Below are 22,281 nucleotides of genomic sequence, written 5' to 3' on the forward strand. Positions count from 1 at the left end.
TGGATCAGCGCAGGGCGGCGGTCACGAATTGAAAGGAGGGAGCGCGGGCCGGCGTCTCCAGCGAGGCGACGGAGACGCGGAAGATCTCGCGGTTGCGCTTCTCGGCGAGCCGCAGCTCGGGCGAGACGTTCACGCGCTGGACCTGGATCTCGCGGGGCGTGACCAGGCCGAGGCTCATGCTCTGGTTCTTCTTGAGGAGCGCGTCGGGGTTGACCGCGGCGGCGACCAGGGCGTTGACATCGTCAAGCCGGCGCTCGACATCCGCGATCTGCACGTGGATGGCGCGGCTCTCGTTGGCGGCCTGGGAGATGCCCTGGCGCATCCAGACGGCGCCCAGGCCGAGGGAGCCGGAAAACACCAGGAGAGCGAGCGTCAGAAGAATGGCGCGGTTGACGAGGGCGTTGGTCGGGGGGGGCTTCATGTGCGGGACAGGGTCAGAGTTTGCGGAGGACGCGCAGCTTGGCGGAGCGGCTGCGCGGGTTGGCGGCGATCTCGGCCGCGGAAGGGGTGACGGGTTTGCGGGTGAGCAGGTCGGCGTGCTTGGCGCGGAGCTGCTGCGGCGTGGAGTCGTTCTCGTCCACGGGCAGGCCGCAGGCCTGGCGGAAGTAGCGCTTCACGGGGCGGTCCTCGAGCGAGTGGAAGCTGATGACCGCGAGCACGCCGCCGGGGGCAAGCTTCGAGAAGGCCGCGGGCAGGCCGCGCTCGATGGCGCCGATCTCGTCGTTCACGGCGATGCGGATGCCCTGGAAGGAGCGCGTGGCGGGATGGATGCGGCTGTCGCGCTTGGCGTAGGCGGGAATGGCGTCGGCAATGAGCGCCGCGAGCGAAGCGGTGCGGGCGAGCCGGCCCGAGCCGCGGGCGGCCTCGATCGCGGAGACGACCTTGCGCCAGTTGTCCTCCTCGCCGAAGTCACGGATGGCGCGGACGAGCGCCTCGTGGCTGGCGGTTTCCAGCCAGCGTGCGGCGGACGAGCCGGCGCGCGGATCCATGCGCATGTCGGCCTCGGCATCGTGGCGGAAGGCGAAGCCGCGGTCCGCCTCGTCGAGCTGGAACGACGACACGCCGAGATCGAAGAGGATGCCGTCGAAACCGGTGTCGGGCAGCGACGCGAGATCGCCGAAGTTCAGGTCCACGAAGCGGAAGGTCGCGGGAAACTCCGTGGCGGTGCGCGCGGCGCGCGGGGCGGCGGCGGGATCGCGGTCGAGCGAGGTGACCCGGGCGCCGGCCGCCAGCAGGGCGCCAGTGTGGCCGCCCCCGCCGAAGGTGCAGTCGAGGATCTGCCGGCCCGCCTGCGGCGCGAGGTATTCGAGGACCTCGTGCAGCATGACAGGAAGGTGCCCCGGGGTCATGGTGCGCGGTTGAATCTCAATGACGGGCGCGGGCATGGGGCTTCTTCCAGGGCAGAACGATCGAGATCGGTTCGCGCAGGAGTGACCGCCGGTGCGCGCAGAACACCGTCGAAAGTTTCGGGAGGGGCTGGGACTTGATCAGGGGCGTCAGAATCTTCATGGAAAATTTTAGAGGCCGATGCGGCGCATCATGTCGCCGAAGTTCTCGCCCGCCGTGCTGCGCTGCATCTCGGTCCAGCGGGCCGGACTGAGGATGTTGAAAGTGTCGCCCATGCCGGTGAGCACCGCGTCCTTCGCGATGCTGGCATGTTTCAGGAGGTCCGCGGTCACGCCGAAGCGGCCCTGCTTGTCGAAGGTGAAGGTGAGCGCCTCCGAGAAAATCTTCGCCTTCACGGCCTGTGCGTCGCGGTCGGAGATCTTCATCTCCGAGACCTGCGCGAGGAGCTTCTGCACGCGCACGGGCGGGAGCACGGCGATGTAACCGTCGGGGTGCGGCATCGCGAGAAACTGCTCCGTGTCGGAGTGCGTCCAGCGCCAAGCCGACGGAATCGTGAGACGATTCTTGTCGTCGAGAGCGTGCTCAAAACGCCCCGAGTAAATGCTTGTGCCGGTTAACGCCATGGAAGGAGTCCGGGTGCCCTAGCTCCCCAGAACGCCCCATTTCTCACCATTTTCCTCCCAACAATCAAGTAAAAACCCGGGGGGAATCGTCAAAACTTGTTCACAAATTGAGCACTTGCGCGGTTCGACGAAAATCTGTCGGAACGGCATTATTTTAAGTTTAAATTATCCGCGCCTAAGATGGATCGCCCGCTCGATCAGGCACCGGGCCGGGAGCCCCCCCCCCTACTCCACTGGCATCAAAGGTCCTCTTGAGGACAAGCCGCTCCAACGCGCGCGCACGGCTTTGGGCTCAGCTTAGCTTCAGCTCGGCCGCAGCCGCGGCCAGCGCGCGATCATGAGTCCAAAGCCGGAGCCCATCGATGCGTGCGGCCGCCAGCAACTGGATGTCTGACCAAGAAAGCCCGCGGCCCATCAAAGTGTTTTCATCCAAGAGATGGAGCCCCTCCCCCAGATCAATCTCATCGGCCCGCGGCAGCTTTTGCAGGTGTCGCAAGATCTCCGCCCGGTGTTTCAGGCGTCCGGCCGCCAGCTCGCCAATCACCACCGTATGAGTCCAGACCTGCCCCGCCTGGAGACAGGCCTGCAGCTCCGGATTCGCCCGGTGAAAATGATCTATCCAGACAGAGGTATCGACCAGCACGCTCACCGCCGTGGTCTGGTCTTCCGCCGGGGTGCCGCCGCCGCCTTGGTCTCCTTGCCTCCGAGTGCCGCGAGCCGCGCCGCCGCCTCGCGCTGGATGAGCGCCCTCAGGCCCTCGTGCAGCAAGGCCGTCTTCTCCTTCAGGCCAGCATACTCACCCGCCTCCTCCATCAAGGCGCTGTCGAGATTCAGGGTCGTCCTCATGCAGACTAAGCTGCACATTCCGTATGCATGGTCAAGGAGGCTGGTCCATTTCCATCAGCGGTGAATATGAAATCCGCAGCCTGACTCTTTTCTCAGCCCCTCGGCGGCCTTTGCGCGGGGTCTGGCTCCAGTCATGAGGTAAACCGTAAAGCATGACTCCCTGCGCCCGTATCGTTGGCTGCGGCGGTTGTTGGTTAGCCTCTTGCTATGAGGTAGATTTGGCATCCGGTATTTAATGTCGGATCACCCGTAGTATTCGGTTTCGGAGGCATGATGAACCAAACCTCATCAAACGAACCAGATTCGAAATCGAAGTCTGCGGAGCAAAGAAAATCATCCCGGCAGAGCTCTGGCTCGTCTGAGTAGATAACGAGGGCTTTCCCCTCATAGGGTGGGTCATTGAATTCTGACTTACTCTTGCTCCCGATTCGTTCGCGGAGGAGTGCAAAGAACTCCTCTTTCTCGTAGAGCTTGAAGTCGGTGTTGAGTCCTTTCTCCCATGCCGAGATTGTTGGGCCATCTACTAACTCCGTAACTTCGACGCCGACTCGCGCTCCCTTGATGTCCGTCAAGACCACGTCTGGCGGATCTAACGGATTCGGTCGGGGCTCAATCTTAGAATAGTGTTCTTCCGGGTGTTCGAATCGTGCCTGCAACCAATCGTAGACGACGCCCATTTCCGTCATCATCTTATCGCCTCGAAAGTGGAAATAGCCTGCGTATGAAAGCTGGCGTCTCAACATTTCCTTTAAATCATCCTGCATGGGTACGTCGTTTATGCCACCGCCAGTGGCTCAATCAAATGGGCATGAAGTTGCATGGGGGCGCTTTGGCGAAAATCAGGTCCGGCCCAAACCCGAGCTGGCAGTTTTTTGGAGATTTGTGTCGCTGCACCCGGGTGGCAATTCTGAAGCCGCGGGCGCAACACACCGGGACGAGGGCGCCTCGGCTCCAGCACAAGCCGAGCGATCAAAGCGGCTTGGGGAGCAAGCCGCTCCACCCTGCCCGATCAGGGCAGGAGGCGCCAGTTGGCGGAGGGCTCGGCGGGGATCGTGCCGTGGCGCTCGACCCAGTCGATGATGAGGTCGCGGATCTCGGTGCTCGAACGGGCGAGGACCTTGGCCTCCTTGAACATCGCGTAGCCGCCACCGCCGTTGTAGCGGTAGTTGTTGATCGCCACCTTCAGCTTGCGATCGGGCGCCAGGGGCTGGCCTTGGTAGGTGAGGTTGAGCACGCGGTCGCCGACGGGCCGGCGGAGGTCGATCTCGTAGGCCACGCCCTCGGCGATGTCGAAATTGTAGAGCGGGACCGAGCGGTCCGCGAGTTCGGCCGCCGTCTTGCCCGCCTCGTAGGGCCGGTAGTAGCGCGCGGCGTGCTCCAGCGCGGCCTTCACCTGCGCGCCCGTGGCCTCGACGAGGTAGAGCGTGTTCTCGTAGATATAGAGGTTGCTGATGTCGCGCACGGTCACGTCACCCGCCGGCACCTGCGCACGGAGGTTCAGGTTGGCGGTGAACGACACGTCGGCGCCCAGCGACTCGAGCTGCACGCGATGGATGACGTCGAGCAGGGCCGAGTCCTGCAGGTGCGCGGTGTTGGCGTCGAGGGCGCGCTCGCTGCGGCCGATCACTCGGCCGAGCCAGGCCTGCGTGGCGCGGTGATAGGGCTCGGCGAGCGCGACGATGTCGGGATCGGCTGCCACGGCCGCCGTGACCGGGATGGTCTGCGCGGCCTTGGCGAACACGGTCCAGCGGGCGGAGGCATCGGGGCGGTCGAAGGTCAGGTCCGCGCGGGAGAGACGGTCGCCCCAGCGGCCGGCCTGGGAGATGAGCACGCCGTTGACGACCAGGGAAGGCACGTCGCGATGCGTATGGCCGAGGAAGATCACGTCGAGGCCCGGCACTTCGCGGGCGAGCGCGAGGGCGGCGTTTTCGCCGACAAAGTCGCCGGGGGCCATGCGGCCGGTGGCGAGGTTCTCCTCGACGCCGCTGTGCATGCTCACGACGACGGCATCCACCTTTTCCTTTTCGCGAAGATGGGCGACCCACTTGCGCGTCTCGCTCACGAGCGGACGGAATTCCAAGCCCGCGTAGTTCTCGGGGTTTTCCCAGTTGGGGATGGAAGGCGTGGTGAGGCCGAGCAGGCCGAGGCGCACGCCGGCAACCTCCTTGACCAGATAAGGCGTGTAGGCCGGCTCATCGGTGCCGACGCGGTAGGTGTTGGCGGAGAGCCAGGGGAACTTCGCCTCGCTCTGTGCCTTGCGCAGCACGCCGAGGCCGAAGTTATACTCGTGGTTGCCGAGCGCCATGGCGGTATAGCCGAGCGCGTTCATCGCGGCCATCATCGGGTGGACGGGGGTGTTGTCCTTGCGGTTGAAATAATACGCAAGCGGCGTCCCCTGGATGGTGTCGCCGCAGTCGAGCAGCAACGTGTCGGGCGCCTGCCGGCGGATCTGCTTCACGAGGGTGGCGATCTTGGCGAGGCCGACCTCGGCGGGCCGATCGGTGCCGTAGTCGTAGGGCAAAATGCGGCCGTGCAGGTCGGTCGTGGACAGCAGCGTGACCTGCGCTCGCTCGGCCAAGACGGAGACCGCGGCGCAGAGGGCGAGAAGCAGAACGGAGAGCGGACGACGGGCGAGAAGTGAGAACGGTGACATGCGCGAACACATACTCAGAAGCGTCCGGACCGCGAGCGCGGAGATGCAGCCTGTGTGCAGGCAAGCAAGCCCACGAGAAGCGCGGGCTCCACCGAGAACATCGACTGGGCAACCACGTTGTCGCCAGAGCTCCAACGCGGCTGCACTTCAGATCACACCAGCGGGGTCGTGCCGGGGACGGGGATGTTCACGGCGGGAGCGTCGCCCCAGGCGTAGGCGGAAGGTTTCAGCTCGAGCTTGGAGGCTTCCAGCACCCACGCGTAGCTCACCTCGCGGCCGGTGTAGGCCGACATGCGGCCGAGGATGGCCGTGAGCGTGGACTCGGCGACCTGGCGGCCCTCGTTGAGCGGCGTGCCGGCGCGGATGCTGCGGATGAGGTTGATGTGCTCCTGGTCGTAGGGATTCACGAGCTTGCCCTCGAACTTCCACGGCGCAGCGCCCTGGATGACGCCCGACGGCCGGGCCGTGCCCTTGGTGCCGACGAGGCGCTCGGTGACGCGGGTCGAGCTGCCCGCCACCTGCCGGCAGAGGCTCTGCACCCGCACGCCGTTGGCATACTCGAACTCGACGGAGAAATGGTCCCACGCGTCGCCGTATTTCGGATCGGTGCGGCTCTGGCGCCCGCCCATGCCGAAGGCCTTCACCGGCGGGCCGCCGAAGGCCCAATTCATGACGTCGATGTTGTGCATGTGCTGCTCGACGATGTGGTCGCCGCTCAGCCACGTGAAATAGAGCCAGTTGCGCATCTGGTATTCCATCTCGCTCCATTCGGGTTTGCGCCCGCGGTGCCACAGGGCCTCCTGCATCCAGTAGCAGGAACCGCCGACGAGCTCGCCGATGGCGCCGTCCTTGATGCGCTGCATCGTCTCGAGGTAATCCGCCGAGTGGCGGCGCTGCGTGCCGGCGACGATGGCGAGTTTCTTCTGCGCGGCGAGATCGGCGACCTTCATCACTAGCCGCACGCCGGCGGGATCGACGGCCACGGGCTTCTCGGTGAACACGTGCACGCCGGCCTCGATGGCGGCCTGGAGGTGCAGCGGACGGAAATGCGGCGGCGTGACCAGCAGCACGAGGTCGATGCCGGACGCGAGCACCTGCTTGTAGCCGTCGAAGCCCACGAAGCAGCGCTCGGGCGTGACGGCGAACTGGTCCTTCGGCAGCGGCGGGCGGAGGTTGTTGCCGTCGCCGCCGCCCTCGGCGAACTCCTTCATCGCCGCATCCACGCGGTCGGCGAAGGCGTCGCACACCGCCACCAGCTGCACGGAAGGATCGGCCGCCACGCAGTTGCGCACCGCGCCGATGCCGCGGCCGCCGCAGCCCACGAGGCCGACGCGGATGCGGTCGGTGCCGGCGGCGAAGACGGGCTGGAGCGAACCGAGCAGCGGGAGGAGCGAGGCGGCGGCACCGGTCTTGATGAACTGGCGGCGCGAATTACCGGGAAGCAACGAGGAGGCACTCATGACGGGAGGGGTTGGACGGTTGGGTTGAGCCGGCCGGGCCGGCGAAGCCGAGGGATGCTTCTACTACAGGGCTTTTCGCCCAGCACGCAAACGGCTTCCGCCCAAAAGCCAAGGCATGCGCAGAGTTTCCCAAACGGATACCGGCCTTGCCTCGCCGCCAATCAGGATAATTTTCAACCCCGTGCCGCTGCGCTACCTCACCATCGACTTCAACTCCTTCTTCGCCTCGGTGGAGCAGGAGGAGCGGCCGGAGCTGCGGGGCAAGCCCGTGGGCATCGTGCCGGTGATGGCGGAGACGACCGGGTGCATTGCGGTGAGCCTGGAGGCCAAGGCGGCGGGCCTGACCCGCAACGCGCGCGTGGCTGACGCCCGCCGCATCTGCCCCGGTCTCGTCGTCGTCGAGGCGCGGCCCGAACTCTACATCACCTACCACCGCCGGCTGGTGCAGGTCATCGCCGCGCACGTGGCGGAGACGGAGGTGCAGTCCATCGACGAGGTCACGGCCAGGCTGCACGGCTTCCTCAGCCGCCCGCAGGCGGAGAAACTGGCGAAGCAGATCAAGGCCGACCTCGCCCGCGAAATCGGTCCCCGCCTGCGCAGTTCCATCGGCATCGCCCCGACCTGGCTGATGGCCAAGGTCGCCTCCGACATGCAGAAGCCCGACGGGCTCGTGATCCTCGAGGACGCCGACATCCCGGAAAAAATCCTGCACCTCAAACCCGGCGACATCGCCGGCATCGGGCCCAACATCCAGCGCCGCCTCGAGGAGCACGGCATCACCACGATGGCCCAGCTCTTCGCCGCCAACGCCCATGTGCTGCGCGGCGTATGGGGCGGAGTCCGGGGCGAGCAGATGTGGCGCCTGCTGCATGGTGAGGACCTGTCCTACTTCGAACACGAGGGCGGCAAGACCATCGGGCACGGCCACGTGCTGCCCCCGGCCAAGCGCAACGCGACCGACGCCCTCGCCGTCTTGCACCGCCTCCTGCAGAAGGCCGCGATGCGCCTGAGGCATTCGCAGCTGTTCGCCTCGGCGCTCAGCATCTCGGTGGATTACCTCGACGAAACCCGCTGGTCCGACGAGCTGCGGCTGAGCGAGACGCAGGACACGCTGCGGCTGACCCACGCCTTGAACGAACTCTGGGCGAAACGGCCCGCGCAATCCGCCCGGCTCAAGCCGCTGCGCGTCGGCCTCCACCTCACCGGCCTGATCGACCTGAAGCTGCACACGCCCGACCTGTTCGAAGGGCAGACGGAAAAGGCGCGGGGCAAGCTCTTCGCCGCCGTGGACCACCTCAACAAGGTGCTCGGCAAAAACACGGTCTATCTCGGCGGCGCGCACGGCGCCACCAAGGACGCGCCGATGCGCATCGCCTTCACGCGCATTCCCGAGCCCGAGATCGAGGAAATCGACCGCAGCTTCGAGGGCCGGCTGAAGAAACGGAAGCCTCCGCCGAAGGAGCCGGAGGTGTGGTGAAGGGTGCCGTTGTAGCCGCGCTTAAGCCGCAGGCGAAAGCGTGGGCCGGGGGCGACCACTTTGTCGCCGTTTCGACAAGCTCAAGCCGTTCGACAAGCTCAGGCCCTGAGCAGCAGCCGAAGGGGTCCCGAGCCTGTCGAGGGACTGCGCTCCAAAGCGGCTACTTGCTGGGCCGCGGCACATCGGGAGATATGCCCTCCACAAAAAACGGGGAGCGGACCGGGGTCAGTGCCCCCGGCTACACTCAAACCGCCCCGCCTCACGCCACGCGGCGTTGGCCGAGGCCGAGGCGGTTCCAGAGCGTGTCGAGTTCGCCCGTGACCCGCTGCGTGATCTCGATGAGGTCGGCAATCCGCATGCCCTGTTCGCGCAGGAGATTGGGTTCGGGCAACGGGCAGCTCTCGTTGCCGCCGCAGATCTGCCGGCGGATCCAGCGGGCCATCTGCATCAGCGCCGCCATCCGGTAGGCGTTGCGCGCGCCGTCGGGCCGGGTTTGGAAACGCGCGGCCTCGACCATGTTCGCGGGAAAATTCAGGGTCTGCATGACCTCCGCGGTCGCCTCCGCGTGGTCGAAACCCAGCAGGCGCATCTCGGCGGTCTGCCATTCGTCGGGCCAGTCTTGACGCTCCAGGCGCGCGTCGGGCCGGCGCTGCATGACCCAATTGTCGATGAGCACCATGCCGATGTTGTGCAGCAGACCGAGCGCGTAAGCCTTGGCCGTATCCTCCTGCCGGATTCGCGCCAGCTCGCGCATCGCGCAGGCCATGGCGAGGGAGTGACGCCAAACGATCTGCGGCGGATAACCGTAAAGACGCAACGGCCCGGGAAATACCTCGATGGCCATGAGCGCCATCGCGGCATCCTGCACGACCGAGTAGCCCAGCCTTTGCACCGCCTGATCAATCGAGTCGCAAGGCTCGCCGACATAGGCGGCGCTGTTTGCCATGTGGATGACCTTGGCGGCCAGGCTCCGCTCCAGGCGAATCAGTTCCACCAGGTCATCGAGGCTGGAATTCGGGTCCTCGAGCAACTGCATGGCCCGTTGCATCGAGTGCAACGAGGAAGGCAGGGCCTTCATCTGTTGGATCAGATGCTCGGGAGACGGATATCGCTGGGGCGCACTCATGACAAACTTCGTCTAGTATCGGTCCCGCCCGGGTAAACTTTAGCCCAAATAGCGGAGCACGAGCGAGTTTTGGGCTGGCCGCCCGGCGGCGAACCGGCTCCATGAAGACCATGCCCTCCCCTGCCGACATCCAGCTCATCGGCTCCGAGGTCGCCATCCGTTGGGATGACGGCGTTGAGAGCTACCTCACTTTTGCCACGCTGCGGGCCAACTCCCCCAGCGCCGAGGTGAAGGGCGAACGCGACATCTTCGGCCATCAATACGGCGGCGAGGTCCCGCGCGACCATCGCGGCGTGGAAGTCACCGGCTGGGAACGCGTCGGCAACTACGCCATCCGCTTTGATTTCAGCGACGGCCACCGCACCGGGCTCTACAGCTACGAACTGCTGCGGAAGCTGGGCGGAGACGGCGCGCCGTGAGGGAGTAAGACCGCGGGCGGGATCACGGGTGGGTGGAGCGACCTGCTCCTCAGGGCGCTTTCGGCGCAGCGGACATCCTTGGCGCGTTGGGGGAGCCGTTTCGGCAGGCTCCAGGCCCAGAGCTCGTCGGATGGGCACCGCGCTCCACCGTTCGGATGCCCCGCGGGCGACCTCGCCCGCGTTTCAAGAACAGCTCAGTGCGCGAGGTCGGCGAGCTTGAGCTTGGCGATGCCTTCGACCGCTTTGCCCTTGGCGAGCGCGGGCGTGAACCTCGCGACCGCCACCAAGCGCTCCAACGTCTCGCCCCCGGGCCGGATACACTCCGCATCGCGGAACACCCCGAGCGGCAGGCCATCGCGGCTGACTTTGACGTAGATGGCCTGCTCCAGCTGGGTGGGATCAAAATGGGCCTGGAGATCCGCGGCCGTCAGCCCCAGGGCCACGCCCGGTGACAAGGTCGCGCCCTTGTGCGCGGCGACATGCTCCATGACCAGGTATTGGTGCGCCTCCTCGCGGGTGAGTCGCACGCTCTTGTCCGCCACGTTGGTCCCGAATTCCAGGCCGGTGCCGTAGAGGTGAACGGTGGACCGGACGAGTTCGTAGCCCTCGGGGAAGCCGCCCTGCATCACGCGCACTTTCTGGGGCTCCGGGCCGAGTTGCTCGAGATCCTTGGCAAAGATCCAGCGCTTCAGGTTGGTCGGGTCCTGCTTGTCGCGGTAGTGCGCCACGACGACGAGGTAGGCGTCCGGCACCGCCATGGGCGCCGAGACCTCGCAGGTGACCAGCACCGCGTCGAAGAGCTGCTTGGCCAGTTCATCCTGGAGCTGACCGGCGGCCACGCCCGCGTTATTGAGGTCGGAGCCGGCCGCCCGGCTGGCGTCGTTGAAGGCCGTGATCTGCGGTGCGGCGGAACCGCCGCCGAGGCTGGCCATGCCGCCGCCGAGGGCGCCGGCGCGCTGGTCGGCCAGCTGCGCTCCCATCAACGCGCTGGACATCTGCCCGGCCGCGGTGCCGACCGCGGATTGCGCGGCACTGCCGGACTGGGCGGCGGCGAACTTGCGGTGCGGGTCGTTCTGCGGCGTATAGGCCCGCTCGATCTTTAACCCCGCGACCTGCGCGGTCCGGTCGCTGAGCTTCAGCTGGGGTGTGACCTGCATGTTGAGCACATTGCGGTTCATCGGCACCAGCAGCGGCCCTTCCTTCAGCTGCACGACAAAGGCGTCGCCCTCGACGCCGCTGACGCGGTGCATCTGGCGGTTGGCCTGCACCTCGAGGTCAGCCCCCATGAAGAGCACAAAGGGTTTCTCCAGCGGCGTGGCAGTCGTGGCATCGGACGCAAACGAAGGCAGGGCGGACAGCAGAGCCGCGGACACAACCGCGCGCCCGGCGTTGAACCGGAGGCAGACATTCATGGGAGGGAGGGTTAGGGGGACTGTCAGCGGCCCGCCTTAGGGAGCGGACCGCAGGGCTGGTTCAGCCAATTCCGCCCGCACCGGGTGTCAAACGGCAACCCGGGGGAGAGGGCCGCAGGATGCGTCTCAACCCACCGCAGTCGGGGAGAAAATCACTTGCCGGCCACGACGCCGCGCTCGCTCCGGGTGACGAAGTCCAGGAAGTGCTGGAACTCCGGCGTGCCGGCGAGCTTGTGGGTGCGCATGTGCTCGAAGGCCTGGGTGCGGTTGTAACCCGAGCGGTAGAAGAGACGGAAGGCCTGCTTGATGGCTTCGAGCTGCTCGGGCGTGAAGCCGTTGCGCTCGAGCCCGACCTTGTTGATCGAGCGCGCGATGGCGGCGTTGCCATCGGCGATGATGTAGGGCGGCACGTCCTGCACCACCTTGGACATGGCGCCGATCATGGCGTGGGAACCGACGCGGCAGAACTGGTGCACGCCACTGCCCCACCCGATGTTGATGTGGTCTTCGGCCACCACATGGCCGGCCAGCGCGGTCTGCGCGCTCATCACGAGGTGGTTGCCGACGATGCAGTCATGCGCGATGTGGCTGTAGGCCAGCATCACGTTGTCGTTGCCCATGCGGGTGAAGTCGCCCTCGTTGGTGGCGCCGTGGACGCTGACGTATTCGCGGAAGACGTTGCGGTCGCCGACGACCAGGCCGGGTTCGCCGCCCTTGTATTTCAGGTCGTGCGTCTTGGTGCCGACGCAGGCGAAGGGGAAAATCTCGCACTGGGCGCCGATGGTGGTGCGGCCCTCGACGTTGGCGTGGTGGTGCAGGGTCGTGCCGGTGCCGATGGTCGCGAGGTTGCCGACAAACGCGTAGGCGCCGACCACGACGTCCTCACCCAGCTGCGCGCCGGGTTCAATGATGGCGGTGGGGTGGATCTGGCGGGCCATGGCTCAGTCAAAGTCGGCGTTGTCCACGAGGGCGAACATGAGCTCGGCCGAGGACACGACCTGGCCGCCGACGCTGCACTCGCCCTCGGCGCAGGCGATCGCGCCGCGCAGCTTGGTGAGCTTGACCTTGAGGCTGAGCTGGTCGCCGGGCCGCACGGGCTTGCGGAACTTGACCTTGTCGGCGCTCATGAAGAGCGCGACCTTGCCGTCGATGGTCATCTTGCGGATCAGCAAGATGCCCGCCGCCTGGGCCAGCGCCTCGAGCTGGAGCACGCCCGGCATCACGGGGTTGCCCGGGTAGTGGCCCTGGAAAAACGGCTCGTTGATCGTGACATTCTTGATCGCCGTGAGCTCGTCCACGCCCAGCTCGGCGATGCGGTCGATCATCACGAACGGATAACGGTGCGGGATGGTGTCGAGAATGCGGCGGATATCGAGGGAGGTCTCGGTGGTGATCTCGGCCTTCGGCGCGGCGGGCTTGGCGGGTTTCTTGCCGCCCTTCTTCCACGCCTCGTATTTTTCGAGGAGATGCTTGGTCAGCTCGGCGTTCAGCGCGTGGCCGGGGCGCGTGGCCACGATGTGCGCCTTCAGCGGGATGCCGAGCAGCACGATGTCGCCGATGATATCGAGAATCTTGTGGCGCACGAACTCGTCGGCGAAGCGCAGCGGCTCCTTCGAGATGATCTTGTCGCCCTTGATGACGACGGCGCAGTCGAGCGAGCCACCCTTGATCTTGCCCAGCTTGATGAGCTCCTCGATGTCCTCGTAAACCGTGAAGGTGCGCGAGGCGGCGACCTGCGTGACGTAAACGTCGGGATCGATCGTGAGCGAGAGGTGCTGCGTGTGGATGCCGCGGTCGTCGGCGCTCGTGCAGGTGATCTTCAGGCCGTCGAAGGGCAGCGCGATGATGGAGGAGTTGCCCTTGGAGACGGAGACGGTCTCGGTGAGGGCGAAGTATTCGCGCTCGGCGTTCTGCTCCACGGGCTCGCCCTGCTGGATGAGCTTCACGAACTCGCGGGCCGAACCGTCCATGATCGGCGGCTCGCTGGCGTTCATCTCGATGAGCAGGTTGTCGATGCCGCAGCCGCTGAGCGCGCTGAGCACGTGCTCGACGGTATGGATCTTGGCATGACCCTGCTGGATCGTGGTGGCGCGCACCAGGTCGGTGACGAGGTCCACCCGCGGCTTGATCTCGGGCTGGCCGTGCAGGTCCACGCGTTTGAACACGAGGCCGTGGTTGGCCGGGGCGGGTTTAAAAGTCATTTGCACGGCGTCTCCGGTGTGCAGGGCATTGCCCTTGATGGAGACCTCGCGCAGAAGGGTGCGCTGCTTCATGGGTGAAGGCGGAGTGTCCTAAAGCACTTGTAAATGACAAGCTTGGAGATGGTCCGGACCGGCCGCCAGGGATCGACGATGACCGGGGTGGAACCCGCGCTCCGCGCGGGTTGATCGAAACAGCCCGCGCGGAGCGCCGGCTCCACCTTTCTGGGAGACGGCTGTTGACAGCTCCGAAAGCCGGTCGGTATTCCTGTCCCCTTTCAAACTAGAAACCTCCGACCCGATTCCGTCATGCCCGCAGCCAACGACGTCCGCAAAGGCCAAGTCATCAAGTTCAACGGCGAGCCCCACCTCGTCATGGAAACTCAGCACCGCACGCCGGGCAACCTGCGCGCCTTCGTGCAGATCAAGATGCGCAACCTGCGCTACGGCAAGACGCTGGAACAGCGTTTCAACTCGCCCGACCCGGTCGAGGTGCTCCCGACCGACCGCCGCACCCTCGAGTTCAGCTACGCCGACCGCGAGACCTTCACCTTCATGGACCCGGAGTCCTTCGAGAGCTTCGAGCTGAGCGCCGCCATGATCGGTGACGCCAAGAACTACCTCGTCGCCAACGGCAAGGCCGAGGTGCTCTTCATCAACGAGGCCCCGGTCACCATCGACATCCCCTCCTCCGTCACGCTCAAGGTGACCCAGAGCTCCGAGGGCATCAAGGGCGACACCGCCTCCAACGTCCAGAAACCCGCCACCTGCGAGACGGGCCTCGTGGTCCAGGTGCCGCTCTTCATCAAGGAAGGCGAGCTGATCAAGGTCAGCACCGCCGACGGTTCCTATCTCGGCCGCGCCTGACGGGATTTTTGATTCCCGATTCTTGATTTCCGATTGGCCCGCGATGCAAGTCGCGGGCCTTTTTGTTTTCCGGAGGTGGAGAGCGTTGCCCATTCGACAAGCCAGGGCCTTGAGCCTGCCGAAACGGCTCCTCAACGCGCTGATGACTCTCGCTTCGGAGAAAGCGCCCTGTGGAGCAGGTCGCTCCACCCTGATACGCGAAGCCGCGCTCAAAACTGCAGGCTCTTCGGCGTGTATTCCATCAGCTCGATAACGTTGCCGTCGGGGTCGTGGACCCAGGCTTGTTTCGAATGATCCATGCCGACCTTCACCGGGCGGTCGATCTTCACGCCGCGCGACTCGAGCGTCGCGAGAAACTGCTCGAGCCCCTGCACCTCGAAGCAAAAGTGATTGAAGTGTGTGCCCGCATGAGGCCGCAGCTTCTCGGCCGCGTCCCCACCCCATTGCTTCGCCGCACCGGCGCGGTCGAAGATCTCGATGAAGCTCATATGCCCGGCCTCGAAGTAGTGTCCGAAGGCCGTGCCATCGTCATGCTGTAGCGAGAACTTGATCGGCAGACCGAGCCCGTCGCGGTAGAACGCCGTCATCGCGGGCAGTTGGTGGGACATCAGGCAGAGGTGGGCGAGCTGGCGGATCATGGGGCTGGGGTTATTGGCTGAGAGTTACTGGTTATGGGGGGACGCCGCGAAGCCCGAGGACGTCTATCTGTAGAGCCGCTCTTCGATTCCGTCATCCTGAGCCGCGCGATGGATCCAGGTAAGCGATCGACACCCCCCTGGATTCGAGCCCTGTCGCCTTCGGCTCGGTAACTGCGCGCGGCTCAGAATGACAGCACCGAGGCATGTCCCATCAATAACCAACAGCCCTCATCCCATAACCGCGCGGCACGCGCCGCGCTCACCACGGCACCGACGTGCTGCCGTGTTGCGCGGCCTCGACGGCGTGCTCGTAGGCCAGCGCCGCCTCCTCGCTCGTGCTCGCCGAGGTCTTCAGGTCGCGCAGCAGGCCATCGCGCAGGCCGTAGATCCAGCCGTGAACCGAAAGCGACTGCCCGCGGGTCCACGCATCCTGCACGATCGTGGTCGAGCAGACGTTGGCCACCTGCTCGATGACGTTCAGTTCGCAAAGCTTGGCGCTGCGCGCCGTGTCGTCGCCCAGCATCGAGAGGCAGTCATCGTGCTTGGCGCGCACATCCTGCACGTGGCGCAGCCAGTTGTCGGCGAGACCGACGCGCGTGCAGCGATAGGCGGCCTGCACGCCGCCGCAGCCGTAGTGGCCGACAACCATGACGTGTTTTACCTTGAGCACGTCCACGGCGTATTGGAGCACGGAGAGGCAGTTGAGGTCGGTGTGCACGACCACGTTGGCGATGTTGCGGTGCACGAAGACCTCGCCGGGGAGCAGGCCGATGATCTCGTTGGCCGGCACGCGCGAGTCGGAGCAGCCGATCCACAGGTATTCGGGGTTCTGCTGGCGCGACAGCTTTTGGAAAAACTCCGGATCACGCCGCTTGATGGCTTCGGCCCAGGCCTGGTTCTGTTCAAAGAGGTGCTTCAGGCTTTGCATCGTGCCCAAATGCTTGGCGGTGACCCGCGCTTGTCCATCCCGGAGTTTGCGTCGCGGTTCACGGCTTGCCCCGTTTGGAACCGCGACAAAGATGGAGGCCCATGGCACCTGAGGCCGGGTGTCCTGTTCTAAGAACCGATCGTCCGCCGCGTTTAATCCCCGGCGACACCCCACCGCCCCCGTTTCCCGTGCCCATGAAAACCCGTTTCTCCCTCGGCCTTGCCCTGCTCCTCGCCTGCGTCACCGCCCTGTCCGCCGCCTCGCGCAAAGCCCAATGGGAAAAGGTCGAGCAGGCCCGCGACCAAAAGCTCCCCCAGTCCGCCATCGCCGCGCTCGAGCCCATCATCGCCGGCGCCATCGCCGACAAGAAATACGCCGAAGCCCTCAAGGCCATCGGTCAGAAGAACTCCTTCGAACGCCAGATTCAGGGCAACAAGCCCGAGGAACAGATCGCAGGCCTCCTCGCCGAGCTGACCCGGACGCCGCCCGAGATGAAACCCGCCGTCGAGGCCCTCGTGGCGCGCTGGTATTGGATTTATTTCCAGCGCAACCGCGGCCGCTTCCTGCAGCGCACGCAGACCGCCGCGCCGCCCGGCGCGGATTTCCAGACTTGGGACCTCGCGCGCATCCTGACTGAGATCGACCGGCACTACTCCGCCGCCCTCGCCGACGAGAAGATCCTCAAAGCCACCCCGATCAGTGCCTACGACGATCTGCTCGAACGCGGCAACGTGCCCGATGCCTACCGCCCCACCCTGTTTGATTTCTTCGCGCACGAGGCACTCGAGTTTTACCGCACAGGGGAACAGGGAGCGATCCGCGCGGAAGACCGCTTTGTGATCGACGCCGACAACCCGATCTTCGCCGACACCGACGCCTTCATCCGCTGGCAACCGACCACCACAGATACTGAATCCCCCGCCCTGAAGTCGGTGCGACTCTACCAGAAGCTCCTCGAGTTTCACCGCAACGATCGCGACAAGTCCGCCTTCTACGACGCTGACTTCGCCCGCCTGACCTTTGGTCGCAACCTCGCCGTCGGCAGCACCAAGGAAGAGCGCTACCAAGCCGCACTCGAGCGCTTCATCCAGACCACCTCGAAGCACGAAATTTCCGCCCGCGCCCTGAACGAGTTCGCCACCCGTCTGAACGCAGCCGGTGACCCCACCAAGGGCCATGAATTGGCCCGCCGCGCGATCGAGGCCTTTCCGAAAAGTGCCGGCGCCATCGGCTGCTCCAATCTCATCCAGCAAATCGAGGCGAAACAAGCCTGGCTGAACACCGAGTCCGTCTGGAGCGCACCATGGCCGACGCTCAACGTGAACTACCGCAACGTCACCCGGGTCTATTTCCGGGCCGTGCCGGTCAGCTTCGCGGACCACCTCTCCCGGTCGCATTGGGGCGAGACGCCGAACTTCATCCAGGAAAACCTCGCGCGCACCCCGGCGCTGGAGTGGTCGGCCGAGTTGCCGCCGACCAAGGATTTTCGACTGCGCACGGAGAGCCTGCCGGCACCGACGACGCTGAAGCCGGGCTATTACGTGATCTTCGCCAGTCACGACCCGTCCTTCGGCTTCGAGGAGAATCAAGTCAGCATGGCCCGGGTCTGGGTCAGCAATCTCGCCCTGGTCACGCTGCCCGACCGCGACGACGGTTATCTGAGCGGTTTTGTGCTCAAAGGCGAAAGTGGCGAACCGGTCGCCGGGGCGCTCGTGCAGGCGTGGGAACGCAACCGGGAGGGCTGGTTCAAATCGGCGGAGCGCATCCTCACCAATGCCGACGGCCGCTTTCGTTTCAAGGCCCCGAGAAACAACCCCCGCAACCTGATCCTGGTGGCCGAACACGAAGGCCACACTCTGGCCAACTCCGAGCCCGTCAGCGTCTCCCCCGAGGACACCACCCCGAACCGACCCGAGCCTGAAACCGTTTTCTTCACCGACCGCGCCCTCTACCGCCCGGGACAAACCATCCAGTTCAAGGGCATCTGCATCCGCAGCGACCCGGACAAAGCGAACTACTCCGCCCTCGCCGGCCGGTCGGTGACGGTCGCGCTCTTCGACAGCAATGACAAGGAAGTCGCCCGCAGCAACCATGTCGCCAACGATTACGGCTCCTTCAGCGGCAGCTTCACCGCCCCGCGCGACCGCGTGACCGGCGGCATGACGCTGCGCGTGCTCGAAGGGCCGGTCGGCCATTCCTGGTTCCGCGTCGAAGAATACAAACGCCCGAAATTCCAGGTCGAGATCGCGGCCCCGACCGAGGCGCCCAAACTCGGCGCCCCCACGCGCGTGACTGTCAAGGCGGCCGCCTACACCGGCGCCGCCCTCGGCGGGGCCAAGGTCAAATGGAACGTCATGCGCACGACCCAGCTGCCGCCGTGGTGCTGGTGGTGGTCAGGCCATTCCATCCAAGCCATCGCCCATGGCACCGCGGTGACCGAGGCGGACGGTACCTTCACGGTCGAATTCACCGCCGCGCCGGATCGCGCAGTGCCCGAAAAGAACGAACCGGTCTTCATCTTCACCATTCACGCCAGCGTGACCGACAGCACCGGTGAGACGCGCTTCGCCAACCGCAACATCAGCGTCGCCTACACCGCCTTGCAAGCCACCCTCCTTGCCGACGAATGGCAGACTCCGGACAAGCCCGTGACCTTCGTCATCGGCACGCGCTCGCTCGACGATGTCCCGCAGGCGGCCGAAGGGAAGATCACCATCCACTCGCTCAAACAGCCCGCGCAGGTGGTCCGGGCTAATCCGGGAATGGAGGGATTTTCGTATCACCCCAACATGGTGATCATCCGCCCGAAACCTCCCGGAGAACCCAAGGTCGATCCCACTAAACCCGAAAGTTGGGAAACCGACCGCAAGGTGTCCGAACTCGCCTTCAAGACTGGCAGCAACGGACTCACAGAACTCAAGGCAACCCTGCCCGCCGGCATCTACCGTGCCGAGCTCACGACCAATGACCGCTTCGGCAAGACTGTCACCGCCCGTCACATCCTGCAGGTCCTCGACCCGGCGGCTCCGCGCTACGGCGTGAAGATTCCCAATCACCTCGCCGCGCCGAAGTGGAGGGTCGAGCCCGGCGAGGAATTCACGGCGCTCTGGGGCACGGGTTATCCCACGGGCCGGGCTTTCGTCGAGCTGGAGAGCGCGGGCAAACTGCTCAAGAGCTACTGGACCGACGCAACGCGCACCCAGGAGTTAATCACCCTCCCCATCACGGAAAAACTTCGCGGCGGCCTGACCCTGCGCGTTACCTATGTGCGGGAAAACCGGGTCTATCCCAATGAGCAGATCGTGGACGTGCCGTGGAGCAACAAGGAGCTGAGCCTCAAATGGGAAAGTTTCCGTTCGAAACTCCTGCCCGGTCAGCCGGAGACGTGGACCGCCGTCATCACCGGCCCCGAAGCAGAGCGCGCCACCGCGGAGATGGTGGCCTCTCTCTACGATGCCTCGCTCGACCAGTTCTCGTCCCACGGTTGGCGGGACGGATTTGGCGTGTTTCGCCGGGAGGAGGCGTTCGGCACCGCCTTTCTGCACAATTCCTTGATCGGCTTCAATCCGGTGGGAGGCCATTGGAGGCTGGCGATGCGTCCCGTGGAGTGGCGCTATCGCTCGTTCAGCGATGATCTGCGCGGCTGGAATTACTACAGCGACGACGATGTGATTGTTTTGTCGCCGTTTGCGGTTTCCGCCGAATACGACGGCGTTGGCTATGCCTCGGCCAGCACCCTGGCCGGCAGCCGCGTGCGCACCGAACTGCGGGATGTCGGGAATGCCGTCACGGTCGTGAACAGCCAGTTCATGATGGACGTGTCGGCAAACGACATCGCTACGCCGGCCGAAGCCCCGGCACTAGCCGAAACCGCCGATAGCGCACTGCCACCGCCCGACCTCTCTCAAGTCACCGCCCGCAAGAATCTCAACGAGACCGCTTTCTTCTTCCCGCACCTGCTGACCGACGAAAACGGCGTCGTGAAGATGCAGTTCACGATGCCCGAGGCGCTGACGGAGTGGAAATTTCTCGGGTTCGCACACGATTCCAAGATGCGCTCCGGTTTCCTCACTGCCAAGGCCGTCACGGCCAAGGACCTCATGGTCGAGCCCAACCCGCCACGATTCGTGCGCGAGGGCGACGTCATCGAGTTCACCGTCAAGGTCAGCAACCAGTCCGAGAAACCGCAGGCCGGCCGCGTGCGCCTCACCTTTGCCGACGCCGCCACGCTCGCATCCGCCGACGCCGCGTTGGGCAACGCCTCGCCCGAGCAGGCCTTCGACGTGCCGGCGAAACAATCGCGCAGCTACTCGTGGCGCATCGCCGTGCCCGACGGCGCGGGCTTCCTCACCTACAAGGCCGTCGGCGCCACCGCCGCCGGGAGCGACGGAGAGGAGGGCTTCCTCCCCGTGCTGAGCCGCCGCATCCTTGTCACCGAGTCGCTCCCGCTCCCGATCCGCGGCCCGGCGACCAAGGAGTTCGACTTCAAGAAAATGATCGAGTCCGGGCAGTCCGACACGTTGCGCCACCAGTCGCTCACCGTGCAGATGGTGTCGCAGCCCGCGTGGTATGCCGTGATGGCCCTGCCCTACCTAATGGAGTTCCCGCACGAATGCAGCGAGCAGCTCTTCAACCGGCTCTACGCCAACTCCCTCGCCCGCCACATCGCTGGCTCCGACCCGAAGATCCGCCGCATCTTCGACCAGTGGCGCAACACGCCCGCCCTCGACAGTCCGTTGCTCAAGAACCAGGACCTGAAATCGGTGATGATCGAGGAGACGCCTTGGCTGCGCCAGGCCACGGCCGAGAGCGAGGCCCGCCGCAACGTCGGCGTGCTCTTCGATGCCAACCGCCTCGATTCGGAATCGGAACGCATTTTGAGCCAGCTCGCCGAGCGTCAGCTCAGCGACGGCCTCTGGCCGTGGTTCCCCGGCGGTCGCCCCAGCGAATACATCAGCCTTTATATCGTCACCGGCTTCGCGCGCCTGCGCCACCTCGGGGCCGAGGTGGACGTCGCGCCGGCTATCCGCGCCCTCACCGCGCTCGACGCGTGGATGACGAAGCGCCACGCGGAAATCCTGAAATGGGACCACCCCGAGCTCTACGTGCCCGGTTCGCTCGAAGCGCTCTACCTCTACAGCCGCAGCTTCTACCTCAAAGACCAGCCCGTCGCCCCCGCGCACCGCGCTGCCGTGGACTTTTTCCTCGGCCAGTCGCGCAAGTTCTGGACCAAGGTCGGCAGCCGGCAGAGCGAGGCGCATCTCGCCCTCGCCCTGCAGCGCTTCGGCGACCGCGAGACTCCGCCGGCGATCATAAAGTCGCTCAAGGAACGCAGCGTGAACCACGAGGAGATGGGCATGTTCTGGCGCGACACCGAGCTGAGCTGGTGGTGGTATCACGCACCGATCGAAACGCAGGCGCTCATGATCGAGGCCTTCGACGAGATCGCCCGCGACACCCAGGCCGTCGAAGACTGCAAGGTCTGGCTGTTGAAACAAAAGCAGACCCAAAACTGGAAAACGACCAAAGCCACCGCCGACGCCGTCTATGGCCTGCTGTTGCGCGGCACCAACCTGCTCGCGAGTGACGCCCTCGTGGAAGTCGCCCTCGGCGGCGAGACAATCAAGCCCGAGAAAGTCGAGGCCGGCACCGGCTTCTACGAGCAGAAGTTCGTGCGCGGGGAGATCAAACCGGAGATGGGCCGCGTCACGGTGAAAAAGACCGACGAGGGCGTCAGCTGGGGCAGCGTCCACTGGCAATACCTTGAGGACATGCGCAAGATCACGCCCCACGAGGGCACGCCGCTGAAGTTGAAGAAGGCGCTATTCATCAAGGAAAACACCAAGCGCGGCCCGGTGCTGACGCCCGTGACCGGCCCGGTTGCCGTCGGCGACGAGCTTGTCGTGCGCCTCGAGCTGCGCACCGATCGCGACATGGAATACGTCCACCTTAAGGACCAACGCGGCAGCGGCACCGAACCCGTCAACGTGCTCAGCGGCTACCGTTACCAGGACGGACTCGGCTACTACGAGAGCACGCGCGACACCGCCTCGCACTTCTTCATCGAATACCTCCCGAAAGGCACCTACGTCTTCGAATACTCGACGCGCATCCAGCTCCGCGGCAGCTACCAGACCGGCATCGCCGAGATCCAGTGCATGTATGCCCCCGAGTTCAACAGCCACTCCGAGAGCCTGCCGCTTGAGGTGAAGTAGCACACGCCTCCCGACCGTTGCCCAGCAAGGTGGAGCCTGCGCTCCGCGCAGGCTGGTTCGAAAAGCTGCGCG

Annotated in this window: 19 protein-coding genes; 4 read left to right on the forward strand and 15 right to left on the reverse strand. The window is 65.3% G+C overall.

Going from position 1 to position 22,281, the window contains the following annotated elements; all coding sequences use genetic code 11:
• Positions 1-4 precede the first annotated feature (4 nt).
• The 9 genes from ESB00_RS13505 to ESB00_RS13540 all read right to left on the reverse strand — a co-directional run bounded on the left by ESB00_RS13505 (position 5) and on the right by ESB00_RS13540 (position 6,929).
• Positions 5-421 (reverse strand): hypothetical protein, encoded by a 417-nt coding sequence (locus tag ESB00_RS13505; protein ID WP_129048204.1) that lies wholly within the window; start codon positions 419-421, stop codon positions 5-7.
• A gap of 13 nt (positions 422-434) precedes the next feature.
• Positions 435-1,385, reverse strand: a complete 951-nt coding sequence (gene rsmH / locus ESB00_RS13510) for a 16S rRNA (cytosine(1402)-N(4))-methyltransferase RsmH (RefSeq protein ID WP_281278167.1) — start codon at positions 1,383-1,385, stop codon at positions 435-437.
• A complete protein-coding gene (locus ESB00_RS19710) occupies positions 1,366-1,509 on the reverse strand; it encodes a hypothetical protein (RefSeq protein WP_164976202.1) in 144 nt (47 codons plus the stop codon). The genes rsmH and ESB00_RS19710 overlap by 20 nt, the downstream gene beginning before the upstream one ends.
• Positions 1,510-1,517: 8 nt before the next feature.
• On the reverse strand, positions 1,518-1,970 hold the full coding sequence (locus ESB00_RS13515) for a division/cell wall cluster transcriptional repressor MraZ (RefSeq protein ID WP_129048205.1): 453 nt from the start codon (positions 1,968-1,970) through the stop codon (positions 1,518-1,520).
• 292 nt (positions 1,971-2,262) lie between these two features.
• The gene (locus ESB00_RS13520) at positions 2,263-2,619 is read right to left on the reverse strand and encodes a type II toxin-antitoxin system VapC family toxin (protein ID WP_218938747.1); all 357 of its coding nucleotides are present in this window, start codon (positions 2,617-2,619) and stop codon (positions 2,263-2,265) included.
• A complete protein-coding gene (locus ESB00_RS13525; protein WP_129048206.1) occupies positions 2,616-2,816 on the reverse strand; it encodes a type II toxin-antitoxin system VapB family antitoxin in 201 nt (66 codons plus the stop codon). The genes ESB00_RS13520 and ESB00_RS13525 overlap by 4 nt, the downstream gene beginning before the upstream one ends.
• Positions 2,817-3,010: 194 nt before the next feature.
• A complete protein-coding gene (locus tag ESB00_RS13530) occupies positions 3,011-3,580 on the reverse strand; it encodes a hypothetical protein (RefSeq protein WP_129048207.1) in 570 nt (189 codons plus the stop codon).
• A 245-nt stretch (positions 3,581-3,825) separates the two neighbouring features.
• Positions 3,826-5,469, reverse strand: coding sequence for a bifunctional metallophosphatase/5'-nucleotidase (locus tag ESB00_RS13535; protein ID WP_164976203.1), 1,644 nt, complete (start codon positions 5,467-5,469; stop codon positions 3,826-3,828).
• Positions 5,470-5,621: 152 nt separating this feature from the next.
• Positions 5,622-6,929 carry a Gfo/Idh/MocA family protein gene (locus ESB00_RS13540; RefSeq protein ID WP_129048209.1) on the reverse strand — a complete coding sequence of 436 codons (1,308 nt, stop codon included), beginning with the start codon at positions 6,927-6,929 and terminating at the stop codon, positions 5,622-5,624.
• 115 nt (positions 6,930-7,044) lie between these two features.
• On the opposite strand from ESB00_RS13540, the gene ESB00_RS13545 reads away from it, so the two are divergent.
• Positions 7,045-8,406 carry a DNA polymerase Y family protein gene (locus ESB00_RS13545; protein ID WP_129048210.1) on the forward strand — a complete coding sequence of 454 codons (1,362 nt, stop codon included), beginning with the start codon at positions 7,045-7,047 and terminating at the stop codon, positions 8,404-8,406.
• Positions 8,407-8,665: 259 nt separating this feature from the next.
• On the opposite strand, the gene ESB00_RS13550 is transcribed toward ESB00_RS13545, so the two are convergent.
• Complete coding sequence (locus ESB00_RS13550; RefSeq protein ID WP_129048211.1) at positions 8,666-9,532, reverse strand: HDOD domain-containing protein; 867 nt, start codon at positions 9,530-9,532, stop codon at positions 8,666-8,668.
• A gap of 110 nt (positions 9,533-9,642) precedes the next feature.
• Between ESB00_RS13550 and ESB00_RS13555 the strand changes: the two genes are divergently transcribed.
• Positions 9,643-9,951, forward strand: a complete 309-nt coding sequence (locus ESB00_RS13555) for a gamma-butyrobetaine hydroxylase-like domain-containing protein (protein WP_129048212.1) — start codon at positions 9,643-9,645, stop codon at positions 9,949-9,951.
• 194 nt (positions 9,952-10,145) lie between these two features.
• Here ESB00_RS13555 and ESB00_RS13560 read toward each other — a convergent pair whose 3' ends face one another.
• The 3 genes from ESB00_RS13560 to ESB00_RS13570 form a co-directional block, all read right to left on the reverse strand.
• Positions 10,146-11,363, reverse strand: coding sequence for a hypothetical protein (locus ESB00_RS13560; RefSeq protein ID WP_129048213.1), 1,218 nt, complete (start codon positions 11,361-11,363; stop codon positions 10,146-10,148).
• A 152-nt stretch (positions 11,364-11,515) separates the two neighbouring features.
• Positions 11,516-12,301, reverse strand: coding sequence for an acyl-ACP--UDP-N-acetylglucosamine O-acyltransferase (gene lpxA / locus ESB00_RS13565; protein ID WP_129048214.1), 786 nt, complete (start codon positions 12,299-12,301; stop codon positions 11,516-11,518).
• A 3-nt stretch (positions 12,302-12,304) separates the two neighbouring features.
• Complete coding sequence (locus ESB00_RS13570) at positions 12,305-13,636, reverse strand: bifunctional UDP-3-O-[3-hydroxymyristoyl] N-acetylglucosamine deacetylase/3-hydroxyacyl-ACP dehydratase (RefSeq protein WP_129048215.1); 1,332 nt, start codon at positions 13,634-13,636, stop codon at positions 12,305-12,307.
• Positions 13,637-13,870: 234 nt separating this feature from the next.
• Here ESB00_RS13570 and efp point away from each other — a divergent pair, with 234 nt between their 5' ends.
• Positions 13,871-14,428: an elongation factor P gene (efp, locus tag ESB00_RS13575; RefSeq protein ID WP_129048216.1), complete on the forward strand. Its 558-nt coding sequence runs from the start codon at positions 13,871-13,873 to the stop codon at positions 14,426-14,428.
• A 209-nt stretch (positions 14,429-14,637) separates the two neighbouring features.
• On the opposite strand, the gene ESB00_RS13580 is transcribed toward efp, so the two are convergent.
• Positions 14,638-15,066, reverse strand: a complete 429-nt coding sequence (locus ESB00_RS13580; RefSeq protein ID WP_129048217.1) for a VOC family protein — start codon at positions 15,064-15,066, stop codon at positions 14,638-14,640.
• Between the two features lie 259 nt (positions 15,067-15,325).
• The gene (gene can / locus ESB00_RS13585) at positions 15,326-15,994 is read right to left on the reverse strand and encodes a carbonate dehydratase (RefSeq protein WP_129048218.1); all 669 of its coding nucleotides are present in this window, start codon (positions 15,992-15,994) and stop codon (positions 15,326-15,328) included.
• Between the two features lie 194 nt (positions 15,995-16,188).
• On the opposite strand from can, the gene ESB00_RS13590 reads away from it, so the two are divergent.
• Entirely contained in the window at positions 16,189-22,209 is a 6,021-nt protein-coding gene (locus ESB00_RS13590; RefSeq protein ID WP_129048219.1) for an alpha-2-macroglobulin family protein, read from the forward strand.
• Positions 22,210-22,281 lie beyond the last annotated feature (72 nt).

The organism is Oleiharenicola lentus, assembly GCF_004118375.1.
GTDB classification, from domain to species: Bacteria; Verrucomicrobiota; Verrucomicrobiia; order Opitutales; family Opitutaceae; genus Lacunisphaera; species Lacunisphaera lenta.